The 17612-nt window shown below is 57.7% G+C and carries 19 protein-coding genes and 2 tRNA genes; 11 read left to right on the top strand and 10 right to left on the bottom strand.

The window, feature by feature from the left end:
- Positions 1-425 precede the first annotated feature (425 nt).
- The 4 genes from AC2FLA_RS20235 (at position 426) to AC2FLA_RS20220 (ending at position 4343) form a co-directional block, all read left to right on the top strand.
- Positions 426-1181: a 5-oxoprolinase subunit B family protein gene (locus AC2FLA_RS20235; protein ID WP_496724730.1), complete on the top strand. Its 756-nt coding sequence runs from the start codon at positions 426-428 to the stop codon at positions 1179-1181.
- On the top strand, positions 1178-2176 hold the full coding sequence (locus AC2FLA_RS20230; protein ID WP_496724728.1) for a 5-oxoprolinase subunit C family protein: 999 nt from the start codon (positions 1178-1180) through the stop codon (positions 2174-2176). Before AC2FLA_RS20235 ends, AC2FLA_RS20230 begins: the two co-directional genes overlap by 4 nt.
- Before the next feature lie 12 nt (positions 2177-2188).
- On the top strand, positions 2189-2950 hold the full coding sequence (locus AC2FLA_RS20225; protein WP_496724726.1) for a LamB/YcsF family protein: 762 nt from the start codon (positions 2189-2191) through the stop codon (positions 2948-2950).
- Between the two features lie 145 nt (positions 2951-3095).
- Positions 3096-4343: a hypothetical protein gene (locus AC2FLA_RS20220; RefSeq protein ID WP_496724724.1), complete on the top strand. Its 1248-nt coding sequence runs from the start codon at positions 3096-3098 to the stop codon at positions 4341-4343.
- 59 nt (positions 4344-4402) lie between these two features.
- On the opposite strand, the gene AC2FLA_RS20215 is transcribed toward AC2FLA_RS20220, so the two are convergent.
- On the bottom strand, positions 4403-5788 hold the full coding sequence (locus tag AC2FLA_RS20215) for a D-alanyl-D-alanine carboxypeptidase family protein (RefSeq protein WP_496724722.1): 1386 nt from the start codon (positions 5786-5788) through the stop codon (positions 4403-4405).
- Between the two features lie 280 nt (positions 5789-6068).
- Positions 6069-6770 (bottom strand): HAD family hydrolase, encoded by a 702-nt coding sequence (locus AC2FLA_RS20210; protein WP_496724720.1) that lies wholly within the window; start codon positions 6768-6770, stop codon positions 6069-6071.
- A gap of 91 nt (positions 6771-6861) precedes the next feature.
- Between AC2FLA_RS20210 and clpS the strand changes: the two genes are divergently transcribed.
- From clpS to hemF, 4 genes are read left to right on the top strand one after another with little or no spacing between them, the layout of a single operon-like run.
- Complete coding sequence (clpS, locus tag AC2FLA_RS20205; RefSeq protein ID WP_058271961.1) at positions 6862-7203, top strand: ATP-dependent Clp protease adapter ClpS; 342 nt, start codon at positions 6862-6864, stop codon at positions 7201-7203.
- Between the two features lie 32 nt (positions 7204-7235).
- Complete coding sequence (locus tag AC2FLA_RS20200; RefSeq protein ID WP_496724717.1) at positions 7236-8201, top strand: class I SAM-dependent methyltransferase; 966 nt, start codon at positions 7236-7238, stop codon at positions 8199-8201.
- 37 nt (positions 8202-8238) lie between these two features.
- Positions 8239-9039, top strand: coding sequence for an SDR family NAD(P)-dependent oxidoreductase (locus AC2FLA_RS20195; protein ID WP_113792155.1), 801 nt, complete (start codon positions 8239-8241; stop codon positions 9037-9039).
- 5 nt (positions 9040-9044) lie between these two features.
- Positions 9045-9929 (top strand): oxygen-dependent coproporphyrinogen oxidase, encoded by an 885-nt coding sequence (gene hemF, locus AC2FLA_RS20190; protein WP_496724715.1) that lies wholly within the window; start codon positions 9045-9047, stop codon positions 9927-9929.
- A 4-nt stretch (positions 9930-9933) separates the two neighbouring features.
- Here hemF and AC2FLA_RS20185 read toward each other — a convergent pair whose 3' ends face one another.
- The gene (locus AC2FLA_RS20185; RefSeq protein ID WP_282154318.1) at positions 9934-10344 is read right to left on the bottom strand and encodes a hypothetical protein; all 411 of its coding nucleotides are present in this window, start codon (positions 10342-10344) and stop codon (positions 9934-9936) included.
- Between the two features lie 179 nt (positions 10345-10523).
- Here AC2FLA_RS20185 and AC2FLA_RS20180 point away from each other — a divergent pair, with 179 nt between their 5' ends.
- The gene (locus tag AC2FLA_RS20180) at positions 10524-11036 is read left to right on the top strand and encodes a toxin-activating lysine-acyltransferase (protein ID WP_496724713.1); all 513 of its coding nucleotides are present in this window, start codon (positions 10524-10526) and stop codon (positions 11034-11036) included.
- A 1-nt stretch (position 11037) separates the two neighbouring features.
- Positions 11038-11943, top strand: coding sequence for a Hint domain-containing protein (locus tag AC2FLA_RS20175; protein ID WP_496724711.1), 906 nt, complete (start codon positions 11038-11040; stop codon positions 11941-11943).
- On the opposite strand, the gene modC is transcribed toward AC2FLA_RS20175, so the two are convergent.
- The 3 genes from modC to modA are packed head-to-tail and all read right to left on the bottom strand — an operon-like array spanning position 11940 to position 14573.
- Entirely contained in the window at positions 11940-13037 is a 1098-nt protein-coding gene (gene modC, locus AC2FLA_RS20170) for a molybdenum ABC transporter ATP-binding protein (protein WP_496724709.1), read from the bottom strand. The two genes, AC2FLA_RS20175 and modC, sit on opposite strands and share 4 nt — an antisense overlap.
- Complete coding sequence (gene modB, locus AC2FLA_RS20165; protein ID WP_058278495.1) at positions 13034-13726, bottom strand: molybdate ABC transporter permease subunit; 693 nt, start codon at positions 13724-13726, stop codon at positions 13034-13036. The genes modC and modB overlap by 4 nt, the downstream gene beginning before the upstream one ends.
- 4 nt (positions 13727-13730) lie before the next feature.
- Entirely contained in the window at positions 13731-14573 is an 843-nt protein-coding gene (gene modA / locus AC2FLA_RS20160) for a molybdate ABC transporter substrate-binding protein (protein ID WP_496724707.1), read from the bottom strand.
- Between the two features lie 193 nt (positions 14574-14766).
- On the opposite strand from modA, the gene AC2FLA_RS20155 reads away from it, so the two are divergent.
- Positions 14767-14842 (top strand) — tRNA-Val (locus AC2FLA_RS20155).
- 154 nt (positions 14843-14996) lie between these two features.
- On the opposite strand, the gene AC2FLA_RS20150 is transcribed toward AC2FLA_RS20155, so the two are convergent.
- The 4 genes from AC2FLA_RS20150 to AC2FLA_RS20135 form a co-directional block, all read right to left on the bottom strand.
- Positions 14997-16436, bottom strand: coding sequence for a CAP domain-containing protein (locus tag AC2FLA_RS20150; RefSeq protein ID WP_496724705.1), 1440 nt, complete (start codon positions 16434-16436; stop codon positions 14997-14999).
- Between the two features lie 253 nt (positions 16437-16689).
- Positions 16690-16766: transfer RNA gene (locus AC2FLA_RS20145), tRNA-Arg, on the bottom strand.
- A gap of 21 nt (positions 16767-16787) precedes the next feature.
- Entirely contained in the window at positions 16788-17264 is a 477-nt protein-coding gene (locus tag AC2FLA_RS20140; RefSeq protein ID WP_496724703.1) for a GNAT family N-acetyltransferase, read from the bottom strand.
- A complete protein-coding gene (locus AC2FLA_RS20135; RefSeq protein WP_109312827.1) occupies positions 17265-17576 on the bottom strand; it encodes an ETC complex I subunit in 312 nt (103 codons plus the stop codon).
- Between the last annotated feature and the right edge of the window lie 36 nt (positions 17577-17612).

The following is a 17612-nucleotide window of genomic DNA, read 5'->3' as shown; positions in this document are numbered from 1 at the left end:
CGGCCCGTCAGCGCCGCCTCAGCAGCGCCGGTGAAGGGGGTTCTAAGGTTTACCAAACAAAGCCGCAAGCAGAAAATGACGTCCTGGGCGATTTTTTTCCATCTTTCCGCTTAACCGTTATTTATCAATATCTTAAGTGACGCTATGTACCCCCTCGAACGGCGATCTCATCAGTTGAAATACAAGTCGTACCTACACCTGCCTGCGCCTCCAGTAATCGTACCCCTATATATAGACAGGGCGACCCATCACACCACAAGACTCAATCGAGTCGGAAGCGATTCAATGAGTCGGAACCGGCCTAAAAAACCATGCTGGCACTCAACTCAGGTATAGAATCCGCGCATCTCTACCCTCGCCGGGCTTGCGCATTGGCCCGGGATGCTGTGTGGTCGCCTCTGTAAGATGCCCGGGTTAGCCGTGAAATGACCACCAATACAGCCGACATGTTTCCACGCATAAGTACCGTAGGCTATGACGGCCTTCTTGTTTCCTTTGCCGATGCCATGGCCGAACCCTCGAACCGGGCGGCACTGGCCTTTAGGGGCGCAATCGACGCGGCATCTTGGGACGGTGTTGTCGAAACCTCAGCATCCCTTGCATCGGCATATCTGAGGTTCGATCCCGACAAACTGCCTCGCACTGAAATCCAGGATAAAGTGCGACACCTACTTGCACAGCAAAATTGGTTTGAGGCACCACTGCCTGCCGGTCGCAGGTTGTGGCAAGTCCCCACAGTTTATGGGGGCGAGCTTGCTCCGCAACTGGACGAAGCAGCGGCAGCGGCGGGGTTGGATTCCATGGAGGCCGTTCGGCGGCTGAGCGACACAAAGGTACGCGTATTAACCATCGGCTTTGCACCGGGGCAGCCGTATCTTGGTCCGCTTGGTCCTGAGTTCAATATTCCACGCCTGAAGGAACTGACTCCTATGGTCCCAGAGGGGGCCTTGGTATTGGCAATTTCCCAATTCGTACTGTTCTCGGGCCCCACTCCGACCGGTTGGCGGCACGTGGGCCAAACCGCATTTCGTTGCTTTCGCCCTGACGCACCGCAGAGCTTTGCGTTGAAGCCAGGGGATGAAATGCAGTTCCTGTCCGTTTCGCGCGACGAACTGGAAAGCATCCGTGCCAACAACTCGGACGGCTCAGGCGGGGCCACCTGCGAGGAGATCGCGGGATGAGCCTGATTGTTCATCGCATTGGCCCGGCCTGCACCATACAAGACCAGGGTCGTGTCGGGTATCTGGATCAGGGGCTGTCCCGATCCGGCGCCGCCGATCAGCTGGCCCTGCACGAGGGCGCAGCGTTGCTGCGTCAAAGCCCGGAGCTTGCAGCCTTGGAAATGGCCGGAATGGGTGGCGAGTTCGAGGCAACGCAATCTCTCGGCATCGCTCTGACAGGTGCTCCGATGCAAGCCAGCATTGATGGCGCACCTGTGGTCTGGAATGCGTCGCACCAGATGGAAGTCGGGCAGCGGCTGGTGATTGGTGTTGCGACGCGCGGGACCTATGGCTACCTGCATGTCAGCGGCGGGATCGCGTCCGAAGCCTTTCTGGGATCACGCTCGGCGCATTTGACCGCCAAGATCGGAAGCACCATTCGGACCGGAGATACATTGCCAGTCGCGAGCGGATCAAGCGTGAAGGGCATGAAACTCAACCCGGATGATCGCTTCACGGGTGGCGCTCTACGCGTGATCGCCAGCTTTCAAACCCCCCTGTTTGATAAGGAAACGCTGGACCGCTTTGTGCAAACCGAGTTTCGACGTGGTAGTCGGGCCAACCGAATGGGGATGCAGTTGGAAAGCGAGGGCGAAGGTTTCGCGGCCCACGGTCAGTTGAACATTCTGTCCGAGGTCATTACCCCCGGTGACATACAGATGACCGGAACAGGCAGCCCCTTTATTCTGTTGCCCGAATGTCAGACCACCGGAGGGTATCCCCGTATCGCGACGGTTCTGCCCTGTGACCTGCCGCGCGCGGCACAAACCCCGGCGGGCGGGCAGATCAAGTTCGAATTCGTGTCACTGGACGAGGCTACATCCCTGCAAACCGCCCACAAAGCCGAACTTGCCCGCCTACCTGCGCAAGTCGAACCACTGGTTCGTGATCCGCATGACATCCCGGACCTCTTGTCCTACCAATTGATCGGCGGAATGATCTCTGCCACCGACTAGGGAGTACCACCTATGCCAAGCGTCGATCTGAATGCCGATATGGGCGAAAGCTTTGGCCCCTGGAATATGGGCGATGATGAAAGTCTGCTGAAAATTATCACATCCGCCAATATTGCTTGCGGCTTTCATGCCGGCGACCCGGACGTCATGGCCAAGACGATGACCTTGGCCGCCGAAAACGGCGTCGGGATAGGCGCGCATCCCGGCTTCCCCGATCTCCAAGGTTTTGGCCGCCGCAACATGAAAGTGCCCCATGCCAGCCTGCGCAATCTGGTTCGGTATCAACTGGGGGCGGCAATCGGAATGGCCAAGGCCGTTGGCACCGAAGTGCGGCACCTGAAACTGCACGGGGCGCTGGCCAACATGTGCTCGGTCGATGTCGACATGGCCCGAGCCTGTTACCAGGGCGCGCTGGATGTCGATCCGGAAATCATCATCATGGTTTTGGCCGTTACCAAACAAGAAGAAGCCGTGCGCGAACTGGGGTGCAAGTGGGTCGGCGAGATCTTTGCGGACCGGGCCTATAACGACGACGGAACCCTTGTCGACCGCAGCATGCCCGGCGCGGTTATTCATGACCCCGAAATTGCTGGACTGCGCATCCTGAACATGGTGCGCGAAGGTGCCATCATCACCGAAAGCGGCCAGCGACTAGAGACATCCATCGACACGATCTGCTTGCATGGCGATGGCCCAACCGCGGTACAAATCGCCCGTTCGGTTCGCACATCCCTGATCGACGGCGGAGTCGATGTGACAAAATTCATGCGGTAGAAAGAAGGGCGTAATCCTGACGATCTATCCTCTGACTGTTGCCTGTATGGAATACAGACCCTAGCATGCCCGACAAGTGCATGTTCTGAATACCACAATTCCAAGCAACGCCATGCCGAACCGGTATAGGCAAGGAGGTTGGCCAATGTCTTTCGATCTGATGAATTACGAACCGCGCGGCGACAAAAAGAACTCAGAGTTCTTTCACCAATATTTGCCGATGATCTACGAACGCCGCAAAAGCTCGGGCGTGGCGGAACAGGTCGGGGCGATGCAGGCGATCGTCATTCAGGTCGAACCGGACGCGATGTTCGACACGCTGATCGAGCTTTATGTCATGACACCCTACCGACATACGGCCAGCTATCTGGGTCAGACGCACAAATTTGCGGTGTTGCATTCGCACTCCGACTATCCTGCGATTATCGTCATGGCGCCACTAAGCCCGACATTCGAAGACTTTATCCCGCGCATCAACCGTATGTACCCGCTGGCCCGCAACACCCCCCAGACCCGCTATGTCGGAGAGGTTTATGGCGCCACGGACCTCAAGACCCTGACCAAAACGCTTGAAGATCAGAACATCAGGTTTGAGTACAAGGGAGACACCGAAAACCCGTTCTACACTTCGGACGGGTTCAGGTTTACGTCGCCGTCCGATTTCACCTGTAACAGGGTTGGCTACTCATCCCTGGATTTCAACGACACCGACAGCCTTGGTCTGGGTGACCGGATATTGCTGAGCAATGACGAACAGGCGCGGCTGGATCAGGCGGCGGCATTCGGGGTCGACAGCAAAATCGCGCCTTTGATGCTGGGGGTCGACCACCTTGCAACACGCATTCTAGCCGGCGAGCGTGAGGACGCCATCCTCGAGTTTCTGACCATGGTGCCCTATTACTTTTGGGGCGCGTACAACATCTTTGAGATGAATTCCTCGACCAACGTGAACCGGAACGCGAATGTCGACGATGACAAGAAATCCCCCGCCAAGGTCTTCACCGCAAACAACACGCCCTCCTTCGTCAATTCCTTTGAACAGCTGCCGATGCCAACCGAGGATTTCGTTCGGAACTTTGGCCGTCGCCTGCACCACATGGCAATCGAGATCCAGGACGGCGACCACGGCGCGGGTGAAAAGAACGTCGATTTTGTGGTCAACACACTCAAGGATGAAGGGGTGCCGTTCCTGGCCCATGTGGTGGGCGAGTGTAAGGATGATCCGAACCTCAAACAGATCTTCTCAAAGCATTCGAAGTACACGCTGTTGATCACCGAGTATATCGAACGTTGCCACCACTATGACGGGTTCTTTACCAAGGATAACGTTGCCGCCCTGACCGCTGCGGCGGGCCAGGATGAACAATACGAACACGGCCACGTCTTCGACTGACAAAAAAAGGCTGCGAGTTTCCTCGCAGCCCAGATCCATTCAGGAGAGTATGTCGGGCCTTATGACGGCCCGATCATGAAACAAGTCACATTCCGGGCCTGCAACCGGCGGCAGGCCAGATCGGCCTGTTCGCGGGTCATGCCCTGAAATGTCGCGTCGAAGCCGCGCGAGCTTTGGTTCACCTTCCGCAGCGTGCCTTCCAGAGTGGTCATTTCCGACAGGGCCGTTTTCAGCAAAATCTTTTCCGCCTCATATCGGGTGGTATAGCGGCCAACGTTCACGCCCCATAGCCGTCCGCCCGATGTTGACAGTCGGGTAACGATCTCTTGCTCGGGTTCGGGCTGCGCTGCTGGATCGGTCGAGGCCAGAACCAGGTCAGCCGGGCGCGCAGCGGGACGGGGTGCGTCACCATCACCAGAGGGCTGAATGTCGGCGGCCGCGATTGCTGCGGCGATACCATCCTTAATGCGCGTGCCATTTTTGGCAGCCGTCTCAGCCACGGCGCCAGCAACCTGAACTGCAGCACCCGGTCCGGGGCGCAGAACGGGGCGCAGACTGGATTTTGGCGCGATTGTCAGCGCCGCGACGGTCGCACCCAATCCTGCGTTTCCGGCATAGGTCGGGCGCGCCGGCTTGCGGATCGGGGCGCGCGAGGGGGCGCGGCGGAAGCCCATATCCAGCAATTCGGCCACTTTGGCGTTCCGCGATGCGCCGGATTTACCGCCAAAGACAGTTGCGATGATGCGTTCGTCCTTGCGTTTGGCCGATGCAACCAGGTTAAAGCCAGCGGCCCGCGTGTATCCGGTCTTGATACCGTCCGCACCTTTATAGGCCGCCAATAGGCGACGGTTCGTGTTTGGAACCGTCTTGATCCCGGCATGCGTGGATTGGCGCGAGAACAGGTTGTAATACTGCGGATAGTCATAAAGCAGGTGGCGACCCAACGTGGTCATATCCCGCGCGGTCGACAAGTGACCTGATTCCGTCAGGCCATGTGCGTTCTTGAACGTTGTGCGGCTCATACCCATGGCCTTGGCCGTGCGCGTCATGCGACGGGCGAATGCTGCTTCGGATCCACTGATCGCGATGCCAATCGCCGTGGCCGCATCATTAGCAGACTTCACGGCAGCCGCCCTGATCAGATATCGGAACGCAATGGTTTGCCCGGTGCGCAGGCCCAGCTTCGAGGGGGGTTCAGCCGTCGCCTTTTTTGTGATGCGAACGGGCGTGTCCAAAGTGATCTCACCATTCCGCACCGCCTCGAACGCAATGTAGAGTGTCATCATCTTGGTCAGAGAGGCCGGATGCAGTCGGGTGTCAGCATTGCGCGAATGCAGAACCTCGCCTGTCCGGGCGTCGATGACCATCGCCGCATATGGTGCCGCAAATCCCTGCAACGGCGCGAAGGAGAGCAGCCACAAGAATGCTATAAGAAATAAGCCCATCCGGGCCGGAACTGTCCGCCGAACCTGCACGATCTTTGCCTCTGTCTACCTCAGGCCGCCGGGTTTTCCCGGTCAGCGTTAATTATTTTTATTATCGATAAGGCTAACACAGAGACCCAATGAAATAAACCGAAAGCGTGCAAATTCGCTGTTTTGTTAAGGGTCCGAACCGGCACTACATGTAGACGCGCATAACCCGCAACCTACCACAACTGCGCAAATTGAGCCCCTGAACGCAAATCCCGCCCCGTTTTTTGAAAACTGAGACCAATTGGCAACATCAACTTAGGCGCTGAACAAGATCAGCAAGTTCGCCCAAATCCCGCAACTCGCTATAGCGCGGATTGTCCGCAGGGGTTTCGGCCTTTTCGATCTCCCAGACCAACCCATGGGGCACATAGACGCCCCAACACCCGGCCTGAATTGGGGCGACGACATCGGACCGCATCGAATTGCCTACCATCATTGCAGATTCGGGTCCGTCACCATGCCGCGCAAATATCTCTCGGTAGGTTTGCGCTGATTTTTCGGACACGATTTCGACCTCGTCGAACAACTCTCCCAGACCGGATTGCGCCAGCTTTCTCTCTTGATCGATCAGGTCGCCCTTGGTGATCAGAATCACCCGATGCGTATCAGTCACCGCTTGGATGGCCTCCCGCGCGTGGGGCAAAAGCTCGATCGGGTGGGCCAGCATGTCCTGCCCCGCTTCGACCAACTGGCGGATAACCGAGGCTGGAACACGGTCGTCGGTCACCTCGATTGCGGTTTCGATCATCGACAGGGTGAAGCCTTTGATTCCGTAGCCATAGTGCCGGATATTGCGTTTTTCCGCAGCAAGCAGTCGATCCAACAGGTGATCGCGTTCGGCGTGATCGGCCAGCAATTCCGTGAAATGCGTCTGCGTCAGTTTAAAGAACCGCTCGTTGTGCCAAAGCGTGTCGTCGGCGTCGAACCCAATTGTGGTCAGCGCTTTTTCCATTTCGATTACGTCCTGCTGGCTCTTTTCTCTGGCCCCATGCACGTTATATAACCGATCAGACAAACCGAAGCCTGAATCGGACAAAGGCGCAATGACTGAACACAAATGGATGATGTCTGACCAACCGGACAACGACGATGATCCGTCGCTGTTGGTACAGACGCGCCCTAAAACCAAGCGCCCGCCGTTGTACAAAGTACTGCTTCTGAACGACGACTACACGCCGATGGAATTCGTGGTGCATGTGCTGGAGCGTTTCTTTGGCATGACCCATGCCGAGGCGTTCGAAATCATGTTAATCGTTCACAAGAAAGGCGTCGCCGTGGTTGGCGTGTTCAGCCATGAGATCGCCGAAACCAAAGTGGGCCAGGTCATGGACTTTGCCCGCAGGCACCAGCACCCCCTGCAATGCACAATGGAACGGGAAGAGTAAGGCCGCCTTAGCCTTCTCTCTCATATTTGCCGATGTCCCCACGTCTTTATCTTGCCCTGCAAAGCGGCCTTGAGCTGTCGCAACCACTCAGCGTGCTTGGGCCGACATCCGACAGCGATCTGTCGGCCCTGCCGCGTGAAACGCAGGTGGTGCAGCCATTCAAACCGTTTCACGATCACTTTGCCGGACAGGGCTTTGCCGCCGTGCCGGAAGCCCACGACCCTTGTCAGGATGCCATCGTGATCCTGCCCCGTGCCAAGGCGCTGGCGCGCAGCATGGTGCATCAGGCCTGTCAGCGGGCCAACGGGCTGATTGTCATAGACGGCGCCAAAACCGACGGTGTCGACAGCCTGCTGAAAGACATCCGCAAACGCGTTGACGTCGAGGGGCCCATCGCCAAGGCACACGGCAAGATATTCTGGTTCCAATCCGCGTCCGAGGCTTTTGCCGACTGGGCCGCCCCGGACAATCAGACAGTTGATGGCTTTCAGACCGCGCCCGGTGTGTTCTCTGCTGATGGGATTGACCCTGCCTCGGCCCTGCTGCTGAGCGCATTGCCCGAAAAGCTGGGTGCAAGGGTCGCTGATTTGGGCGCTGGCTGGGGGTATCTCGCGGCGGGTGTGCTAAAGGCCGCCAATCCGCGCGCGTTACATCTGGTCGAGGCCGACCAGATTGCCCTTACCTGCGCACGCGTCAATTTGGCCGAGGCCTGCGCGCAGTTCCACTGGGCCGACGCCGTCACGTGGAACGCGCCGGAATCGTTGGACACGGTGATCATGAACCCTCCGTTCCACACATCGCGCGCCGCCGACCCTGAACTGGGTCAGGGCTTTATCAAATCCGCAGCTCGAAACCTGACCCGGAGCGGAAATCTCTGGATGGTCGCAAATCGCCACCTACCCTACGAGGTCACGCTGGCCGAGAGTTTCGCACAGGTTCGCGAGGTGTCCGGCGACAATCGGTTCAAGGTGTTTCACGCCTCTCGCCCTCGACGGTGATCCCGGTTAACCTGCGCCGCAAATCAGGAGACAACGCATGTCCTTTTCCATAGCCGGCAAGACCGCCATTGTCACAGGCAGCGCCAATGGTGTCGGACTGGCCATCGGGCGCCACTTTGCGGATGCCGGGGCCAATGTCATGTTTGCCGACATGGACGAAAAACGGCTGTCCGACGAACTTGGCGAACAGGCCGATGACAGCAACATCCGGTTTTTCGCTGGCGACCTGCGGGAAAAGCTGACCATCGCGAACCTGCTGTCTGCCACGCTTGATGCGTTTGATCAGGTGGACATCCTGATCAATGGCGCGCGGCAGGTGATCCCGTCTGATCCGCTGGATGCGGACGACGATTCCGTGCGCATGCTGCTCAATCAGAACCTGATGCCCGCGCTGCGCCTAAGCCAGGCGGTCGCCAAACGCATGATAAAACAAGCAGGCGACACTGACGAAGGCCCCGCCGGGTCGATCATCAACCTGTCTTCAATCGCCGCGCGGCGTACCCACCCCGATCTGATGGCCTATTCCGTATCCACCGCCGCGCTGGATCAGATGACACGTTCGCTGGCCGTTGCCCTTGCCCCGAAACGAATCCGCGTCAATTCCATCGCGCTGGGGTCGGTCATGAGCGCCTCGCTACAGTCCACGCTCAAGGAAAACCGGGACTTTCGAAACGATATCGAGAAACATACGCCCCTGGCCCGGATCGCTGCCCCGAACGAACTGACCGAAACGGCACAGTTCCTGGCCTCGGACGCAGCCGGCTTCATCACCGGACAAATTCTGACAATTGACGGCGGCCGCACATTGCTGGACCCCGTCGCAGCCCCGGCCCATTAATCCCCATGTTCAATACCGAAAAATCAACCGCCGCCGCGTGGTTCCGCCAATTGCGTGATAACATCGTCGCCGCGTTTGAGGCACTTGAAGACACCCACAGCTCTGGCCCCTTTGCAGACGCTTCACCGGGTCGGTTCGAGGTCAAGGAAACCAAACGCCAATCCGGGGACGGCAGCGACGCGGGCGGCGGGTTGATGTCCGTGATGCGTGGCGGGCGGGTCTTCGAAAAGGTCGGCGTCAATGTCTCGACCGTATACGGCACTTTGGGTGCACGGGCGCAACAGGCCATGGCGGCGCGCAAGGGGATTCCGGGCATGACCGAAGATCCGCGTTTCTGGGCGTCGGGCATCTCTCTGGTCGCGCATATGCAAAACCCGCATGTACCGGCCGTTCATATGAACACCCGCATGTTCTGGACCCCGCACGCTTGGTGGTTCGGCGGCGGTTCGGACCTGAATCCCTGCATCGAGTATGATGAAGACACAGCGCATTTTCACGCCACCCAAAAGGCGCATCTGGATCCGCATGGTCCCGGCCATTATCCCCGCCTGAAAGACTGGGCTGATGAGTATTTCTATATCCCCCACCGCAAGCGCGCCCGAGGCGTGGGCGGGATATTCATGGATGACTATTGCACCGGAGACTGGGCCGCAGATTTCGCGTTGACCCAGGATATCGGTCGCGCATTCCTGCCTGCCTTCCTGCCATTGGTGGAAAAGCGCCGAGTCCAGGAGTTTGATGAGACGGCCAAAGACACGCAACTGGTGCATCGGGGCCTTTATGCCGAATACAACCTCGTCTACGACCGGGGCACAAAATTCGGGCTGGAAACCGGCCATGACCCGGATGCGGTTCTGATGAGCCTTCCGCCAATGGCAAAATGGGTCTGATAAATTAGCGGAACCCAAAATCCAGGAAGTTGTCAAAGCAATAGCCCTGCGCGGAGCCTGCCGACATGTTCTCTCCAACGCGTTTTACGGTGACCGAATATCCCGGCGTGGTATCGACACCATCGGGCGGGGTGAGTGAAAACTGCACCGTGCGCACGCCTTTTTCGTAGGCCCGGACAATATAGATACGCTGAGTTGCTTTGGTTCTTAGGCTGCGAATAGCAAAGTCACCTATCCCGCACCAATACGAGACCGGGGCCGAAGACCCGCTGACGGCGACCTCGTATACACCGTTGTTCATAGGCGTGACTGTGGTTTTAAAACCCGGGTAAGCGCCGATTCCGATCCCAATTCCCTGTGCAAATACAGGCGGCACCGCAAATGCTGCCAGGGCCGCTATTTTCAAAACTCGCATAATGGCAATTCCTGTTTCGAAACACTTATTCAAGATCATACCGGACACGTGGTCCGAGTAAAGCGGCACCATTTTCGGGAATTTGGCCGACAGGACCCCGACACAAGAATACAGGCAAAACAGTATCATTTTGGGTCATAAGCAATTAGGATCAAGGTATATTTTGGCTGGGGTTTGTTTTGGGCAAAGCGTTTCCAAATGACTGGTTTGATATCCCGTCCGAAAAATACGCGGATTTCGGCGCCATGTTCTATCTTGCATCGCTGACCAATACACACAGACCGCGCACCCTTGGGCAGGTGCTGTATGCATTTGAAACGCCTTTTCGGCTGAACCAGTACCACATTTTCCGACAGAACGGTTTCCCGCGCGGGTTTGTGACCTTCGCGGGCCTCAGCCCCGAAGCCGAGCGTCGGTACGCCATTCAGGAAAAGCCGCTGAAGGACACGGACTTTGCCAGCGGCACGTCCTTTTGGATCGTCGACCTTGTGGCCCCGTTTGGACAGACCAACCAGATCGTCGACATACTGAAAAAAGAAATCCCCCACCCCCGGGTCCGAACCAATCGGATGGACAGCGATCTGACCCGAAATCGCATCGTGGAGTGGACCCGCGACGACGCGGGGGACGTTCACATGAAGCTTTACCGGAAGAAAGAATTTCGTGAGGTCCTGAAAATGGAGGGGTCTTGAAATGGTATCGATCGTTGGGACAAAAACTGGCTTTGTGACCGGAGACCCCCCAAATGTGGCAACTGGAGATTTGGGTCTGGACGGCTTTCCACTGTCGCAAAACTGGACCATATCCCAACAACCGGCGCTGGGTGTCGCATCCATTGATCCCAATACCGGCGAGTGGACCTATACGGTCAACCAAAGCGATTTCGACAATCTCGCGTCCGGAGAGATTGTCACCGATACCTTCACGGTGCAGGTCACTGGGATTGAAATAGACGAAAACTTCAACTTCGCCCCTTACGACCTGATCCAAGTGATCACGATCACCCTTGAAGGCGTGTGCTTTACGGCAGGCACCTTAATCTTGGCCGAAAGAGGCAATCAAAAGATAGAAACCCTGAGCGTTGGCGACAAGGTAATGACCGTAGATCGCGGGCTGCGACCGATCCGGTGGGTGGAAAGCAGCGCCTTATCGCCGGACCGATTACGTGACAACCCTGCCATGCGCCCTGTTCGGATCAAAGCTGGCAGCCTTGGCGCAGGACAGCCCGAACGCGATCTGCTGGTATCACAGCAACACCGCATTCTGGTCAGCGGACCAACGGTCGAGCTTTTGTTCGGCGCGCCCGACGCGCTGGTTGCGGCCAAGCACCTTTGTTCCTGGCCAGGTATCGCCATTGATACCTCGGATGACCCGGTTGAGTATTTTCACATCCTGCTGGATAATCACGAAATCCTGACAGCCGAGGGCGCACTGGCTGAAAGCCTCTATCTGGGTGAGGAATCTCTTTACACACTGTCCTCGGACGCATTGCAGGAGCTCGCCGCCATTTTCCCTGACACATCCACGCCGAATGGTCTGGGATTCGGCCAGGCAGCCCGCCTGATCCTGCGAGAATTCGAAGCCCGCGCGCTGGCTTAGACCCCGCGCAGGTGCCCGCCCACGTCCTGCGGTGCCAGTGCGACCGTTTTGATGACTGCAAAACAGGGTTTGCCCGGTTCCAATCCCAACGCTTCAACTGAGCGGCGGGTGACGCGGGCCAATACAGAACCCGCGGGCGTTCTTACGGACACAATCGCCCCCGGCCCCTCGCCTGCGCGGATGGTGTCCACCGTTCCTTCCAACACATTCAGGGCCGAAAGTCCTTCGGGACGTTTGCTGGACAAAATAACCTCTTGCGCGGGAATGCGGATGCGCAATTCTTCCGCAATTTGCAGAGGTATCCGGGGCAGAAACAAGGGCGACCCGCCCGCGTCCAACTCGGTCAGCCCGTCCGAATGATGCTTGACGACCCGAACCTGTAACACTGCACCGACGGCCCGCACACCAGCCGGTGCGACCGACGGATCGGCCAGAACGTCCGAGGCCGGGCCATGCCGCAAAACTTTGCCCTCTTGCAACGCGACAACCGATGTCGCCAAGCGCGCAACTTCCGCGGCCGAGTGTGTGACGTACAGAATCGGCACCGAAACCTCGTCCCGCAGCCGTTCAAAATACGGCAATATCTCAGCCTTTCGCGCGTCGTCCAATGCGGCCAGAGGCTCATCCGCAAGGATCAACCGTGGACTGACCAGAAGAGCGCGGCCAATGGCAACGCGCTGCTTTTCCCCGCCGGACAACCCTGAAGGCCGCCGGTTCAACAGGTGCCCGATCCCCAGCATTTCGATCACTTTGTCTGGGTCTTCGCGGCGGACGCCCTTGGGCGCGAACCATTTTCCGTAGAACAGGTTCTGGCGCACAGTGAGATGTGGGAAAAGACGGCCTTCCTGAAAGATGTAACCCAGCCGTCTTTTGTGCGGTGGCAACCAGAGGCCTTGCGCGGTGTCAAACAACTCCCATCCGTCTACAGCAACCCGACCGGCCATGGGTTTCACCAAACCGGCAACAGCGTTGACAATGGTTGTCTTTCCAGACCCGGACCGCCCAAACAGAACCGTCACACCGGGGGGGGCATCAAAACTCAGATCCAGCTTGAGGTCGGGCAGATCGTGCTGCAGGCGGACGGACAGGCTCATGATCCGGCCACCCGCGCGGCAACGCGTCGCCCAATGAACTCGGACAACAGCAGCGCGCTCATGGCAACCACGATCGAGATGACAACTAAACGGGTGGCCGCCGCTTCGCCGCCTGGGACCTGCAGGAAGGCATAGACCGCTGACGGCAAGGTTTGCGTCTGACCGGGGATGTTCGACACAAAGGTTATCGTTGCCCCGAACTCTCCCATCGCTTTGGCAAAGGCCAGTATTGCCCCGGCGATGACGCCGGGCAGGATCATCGGAAGGGTCACCGTGGCAAACACAAAAAGGCGTGATGCACCCAGTGTGGCCCCGGCCTGTTCCAGTTTGGGGTCCACAGCTTCGATCGACAGGCGTATGGCTCTCACCATCAGCGGAAATGCCATGATACCCGCGGCAAGGGCCGCCCCGGTCCAACGAAACGCCACGACAATTCCGATCTCTGCCAGCAACTTGCCGAGCGGTCCCTGAATTCCAAAAGTCAAAAGAAGCAGATAGCCGGTCACCACTGGCGGCAGGATCAAGGGCAGATGCACCAGCCCATTCAAGACCTGCCGACCCGGAAACCGCCAACGTGCCAGCGCGTAGGCAACGAATATGCCCAAAGGCAATGTCACCAGTGTTGCCCAAAACGACACACGCAGCGACAACTTCAGCGCCTCAAGCTCTGCAGGTCCCAACCACCCCATGCCGCTATCCGTTCGGCAGGGTGAAACCCTGCCTTTCAAACACAGCCCGCGCGGCCTGAGATTGAAGGTGCTTCAGAAACACCCGCGCGGATTCATCTCCGGCAGCCGTGACAGCCGCCGGGTAGATGATGGGCGGATGCAGGTCAGGCGAAAACTCGGCGATGACACGAACCCGTCCCTCGACCTGCGCATCGGATCGGTAGACGATCCCCATCGGGGCCGCACCAGTGGCAACCAGTGCAAGGGCTGCACGCACGTTATCCGTCTGGGCGATCTGGCCCTGAATGCCCTGCCACAGCCCCAAGCTTTCCAACGCCGCCTTTCCGTAAATCCCTGCAGGCACGGCATCAACCAGCGCCATGGCCAGGTATCCACCGTCCAGTACGGAGGCCAAAGCGACTCCGGGCCGCATTTCGCCAATGTCAGTCCCTTCGCCCCCAGCGACCAGAACCAGGCCATTGCCCAGCAAATCTACACGCGTAGTGGGGTCAATCAGGCCCTGATCTTGCAGCACATTCATCCAATCCACGTTGGCGGAAATGAACAGATCTGCCGGGGCACCCAACTGAATCTGGCGCGCAAGAACGGACGAGGCCGCGTAGGATACAGTTATGGCCTGCCCAGTTTCCTGCTCAAATTCAGATGCCACCTCATCAAGCGCGGTTTTGAGGCTAGCCGCAGCAAAAACCAAAATCCCCTCGGCCCCCGCGCGAAGCGGGGCCAGCGTCAAAGCGGCCAGAACCAGGGCCGCAATCAGAACTCGGCGCGCGTGGGACAGGATCGGTTTTCTCCCGCCTGGAAAGTTGCAGTTCCTTTGGGGATATCTGAGGCGGCAGGTAACACGCAAGCGCCTTTGCAATCACCCTCGAGGTAGAACGCAAAACGACAGGCCCCTCACAATCGAAACAACCCCACTACTCACGGCACGGCGAATTTCCCGCCGGATTGAATTACCAGTGGCGAACAAATCAGATTCTGGGAAAGAAATTCTGCCGGACCCTCTTGCACCCGGGCGCAGGCTTGGCTAAATGCACCGTCACGGGTGATTAGCTCAGTTGGTAGAGCGCTTCGTTTACACCGAAGATGTCGGGAGTTCGAGTCTCTCATCACCCACCATCCACGTCTCTGAATTGGCGGTAGAACTCACTAACAACGATTTTATCTCGTTTTGGGTCCGGCCAGTCGACTAATTAGACCGACCTTGTGGGTCGATTTGACAGGCTTACGGCGATCTTCTGTGCGTTCAGCAGCATGCACTCGGCAATTAGACTTAAACCACCGAAAGCGCGTCATCCTCGAGCCTGGTTACGTTGACCACGACATCCTCGAAGTCGGAGTCGCCCCCTCCCGTCAAGTCCTCGAAACCGATGGTCATTGACTGGCCACCCGACACGACACCCGAAAGCGCGTGTTGCTGATCGTCACTGTTCAAGGCCGCCTTTTCGGCATGAAACGTGGTCACGCCAGCAGAGTTTCCGTTCACCGTCAAAACAAAATCAAATTCGTCATCCACGTCCGCCAGGCCACCGTTGCTGGCAACAAAATTCAAATCATCGCTGTCTGAAAGGGAATTAGCCCAATCTGCACCATCCTGAACGATGAAGAACCCAAGGCGGTTTCCGTCCACCAAATTGCTTAGCTCTACCGTGCCATTCGCTTCATTGGTGTTTTCAAACAGCAGGCGCACATTCGCGATTTCGCCGTTACTTAGAATATCATACACGCCAAGGACATTGTTGAAGTCAGCGGTTCCGAGGTCGACCATCTGTATCCGAAAATCCGTCTCGCCATCGCCTTCGAGAAAGGATTTGTTCACGATGCCATTGATCACGCTGCTGTCAACGCGGACCCCGGGTGCAAGGTCAGGCAGAAATTTAGCATAGCTGACCACGGTGTTTCCATCCTTGGTGATGGCAAAAAAGTCGCCGCCCGACTGCCCGCCGTCCAGCGAAATCGTCAGATCCGTCCTACCATCACCATCAACATCGAATTCAACGTTCGAATTCTCGGTCAAGCGAATGTTGGACCGACTAAGCTCGACACCTTCGATGACGAGGGACTTGCCCACTCCAAACCCGCTGATAACACTTTGATCCAGTTCTTCCGGCGTCACTCTGAGGGTGTCCGCGTCGCCAAACGACAGATTCTCTTGCGAGGATGTCGAAACCGGATCTGCCGGTTCGCCCGGATCGGAAACGACCGGTACCGGATCTGCTGGCGTATCAGAACCACCGGCATCCGAACCGGCGCCGGTGTCCAACTGGACACTCGCCGTGGTGCGGGCAAAATTCTGAGTCACAATGACGGCAGGAACGCCGCCGAATGATCCAATTTCTATTCCGATGCCGATATATGCCAGGTTCGGATTCAGAATGTTGGCGCGGTGATTGGGGCTGTTCATAAGTGCATTGTGCAAATCGACGACATCGTCCGAAAACCCCGGCTCTCCGCGTTGGCTTTGCCAGGCAATGTTCTCGGCAGTGGACCAGGACCCGGACAATACAAAACCCGCGTCTCGCATGCGCTGGGTGGCCGAGCTGCCACCCTCACCCGTATGCGAGAAATCACCGGATTCCAGCATCCACTGGCTGTGCTCTTCGGCCGAAGCGTTCAAGCGGAGTTCCAGCTGAACGGAGTCAAGGCCACGCGATGCACGTTCTGCATTGATCAAATTAAGCATTTCACGCTCAAGCGTGCTGGCCTGCGACATCGTCCATCCCCTGATTCAGCGCAATCGTCGAAGCAAACTCGTTCAGATTTCCACAAACTGCAGTCGAAAAAGCGCGCGCAAGCTTTAAACGGCAGAGTTTCGCTCGACGGGCTAGTTCGAACGGCGATATTTTGCGAAACACGCATCCGTTGGATGTAATAGGTTCCCACGTTTACATTGATAGCCGCCCACCAAAGGCGGCTTAGATCAGGCGATCCATGCGGCGATGGCGCCGGAAATGGGATAAAAAAGCTGGCGATCCCGGAAGGACTCGAACCCTCAACCTGCTGATTAGAAGTCAGCTGCTCTATCCAGTTGAGCTACGGGACCGCTGGGCCCTTCTTGCTGTTTTTAGTTCCCGGGTTCAAGAGCCAAGCGCATAAAGGCGCTGTTCGGGTCGCTTTCATATCCGAAAATCGGACCGCAATAGGAATACCCAAGCCGTTCATACAGCTTACGGGCAGCCGCATATTCCGGCAGATGTTCAGCACCAGTTTCCAGAACCAAAGCCGCCACCCCTTGGATACGGGCCTCAGCTGTCAGGTGGTTCATCATCTGACGCGCCAGACCGCGTCCACGCACCTTCGAGATGATGTGAACGGACTTCACCTCGACCGTTCCGTCCGGCAACGCCTTTAACGCCCCGCAGCCGACGGGCTGCCCGTCCTCAAACATGGCCCAGAACCTGATGCCCTCGGCGGCCAGAGCCTGGGCATCCATGGTATGGTTGCTTTCCGCAGGTCCGGCAGTTTCGCCATGTGCAAAATGCGCCTCGATCAATGGGCGCAGTGCGTCCGAGGTCGGGTCGGCCTCATGGATTTCGATCATTCAGTGGGTCCAGGGCGCGCGCCGATCGGTGGCGAAATTCTCACCATAGCCGCGCGATCGCAGGTTGGGTTTGCGTTTGTGCGGTTCGCTAACCTGGACTTCGATGCCATTGTCCTTGGCGTAATCCAGGGCCTCTTCTTTGGTGTCGAACTTCAGGCGCACTTGAGTTTGCGTGTCGTCGGAAGACGTCCAGCCCATCAGCGGATCAACCTCACGCGACGACGCGGGCGCGTATTCCAGAACCCACTTGCGGGTCTTGGCCATCCCCGAAGTCATTGCGTTCCTGGCAGGCTTGTAAATCCGTGCGCGCATGTCGCCCCTCCGTCCTCACTTGGCTGAGATTGTTTA

This window comes from Ruegeria sp. CDSA033 (assembly GCF_059612305.1).
This window is presented reverse-complemented; position numbering and strand designations above follow the sequence as displayed.

Coding starts and splice junctions, on each gene's coding strand:
- AC2FLA_RS20235 (WP_496724730.1), top strand. CDS start 426: ATGACCACCAATACAGCCGACATGTTTCCACGCATAAGTACCGTAGGC.
- AC2FLA_RS20230 (WP_496724728.1), top strand. CDS start 1,178: ATGAGCCTGATTGTTCATCGCATTGGCCCGGCCTGCACCATACAAGAC.
- AC2FLA_RS20225 (WP_496724726.1), top strand. CDS start 2,189: ATGCCAAGCGTCGATCTGAATGCCGATATGGGCGAAAGCTTTGGCCCC.
- AC2FLA_RS20220 (WP_496724724.1), top strand. CDS start 3,096: ATGTCTTTCGATCTGATGAATTACGAACCGCGCGGCGACAAAAAGAAC.
- AC2FLA_RS20215 (WP_496724722.1), bottom strand. CDS start 5,788: ATGGGCTTATTTCTTATAGCATTCTTGTGGCTGCTCTCCTTCGCGCCG.
- AC2FLA_RS20210 (WP_496724720.1), bottom strand. CDS start 6,770: ATGGAAAAAGCGCTGACCACAATTGGGTTCGACGCCGACGACACGCTT.
- clpS (WP_058271961.1), top strand. CDS start 6,862: ATGACTGAACACAAATGGATGATGTCTGACCAACCGGACAACGACGAT.
- AC2FLA_RS20200 (WP_496724717.1), top strand. CDS start 7,236: ATGTCCCCACGTCTTTATCTTGCCCTGCAAAGCGGCCTTGAGCTGTCG.
- AC2FLA_RS20195 (WP_113792155.1), top strand. CDS start 8,239: ATGTCCTTTTCCATAGCCGGCAAGACCGCCATTGTCACAGGCAGCGCC.
- hemF (WP_496724715.1), top strand. CDS start 9,045: ATGTTCAATACCGAAAAATCAACCGCCGCCGCGTGGTTCCGCCAATTG.
- AC2FLA_RS20185 (WP_282154318.1), bottom strand. CDS start 10,344: ATGCGAGTTTTGAAAATAGCGGCCCTGGCAGCATTTGCGGTGCCGCCT.
- AC2FLA_RS20175 (WP_496724711.1), top strand. CDS start 11,038: ATGGTATCGATCGTTGGGACAAAAACTGGCTTTGTGACCGGAGACCCC.
- modC (WP_496724709.1), bottom strand. CDS start 13,037: ATGAGCCTGTCCGTCCGCCTGCAGCACGATCTGCCCGACCTCAAGCTG.
- modB (WP_058278495.1), bottom strand. CDS start 13,726: ATGGGGTGGTTGGGACCTGCAGAGCTTGAGGCGCTGAAGTTGTCGCTG.
- AC2FLA_RS20150 (WP_496724705.1), bottom strand. CDS start 16,436: ATGTCGCAGGCCAGCACGCTTGAGCGTGAAATGCTTAATTTGATCAAT.
- AC2FLA_RS20140 (WP_496724703.1), bottom strand. CDS start 17,264: ATGATCGAAATCCATGAGGCCGACCCGACCTCGGACGCACTGCGCCCA.
- AC2FLA_RS20135 (WP_109312827.1), bottom strand. CDS start 17,576: ATGCGCGCACGGATTTACAAGCCTGCCAGGAACGCAATGACTTCGGGG.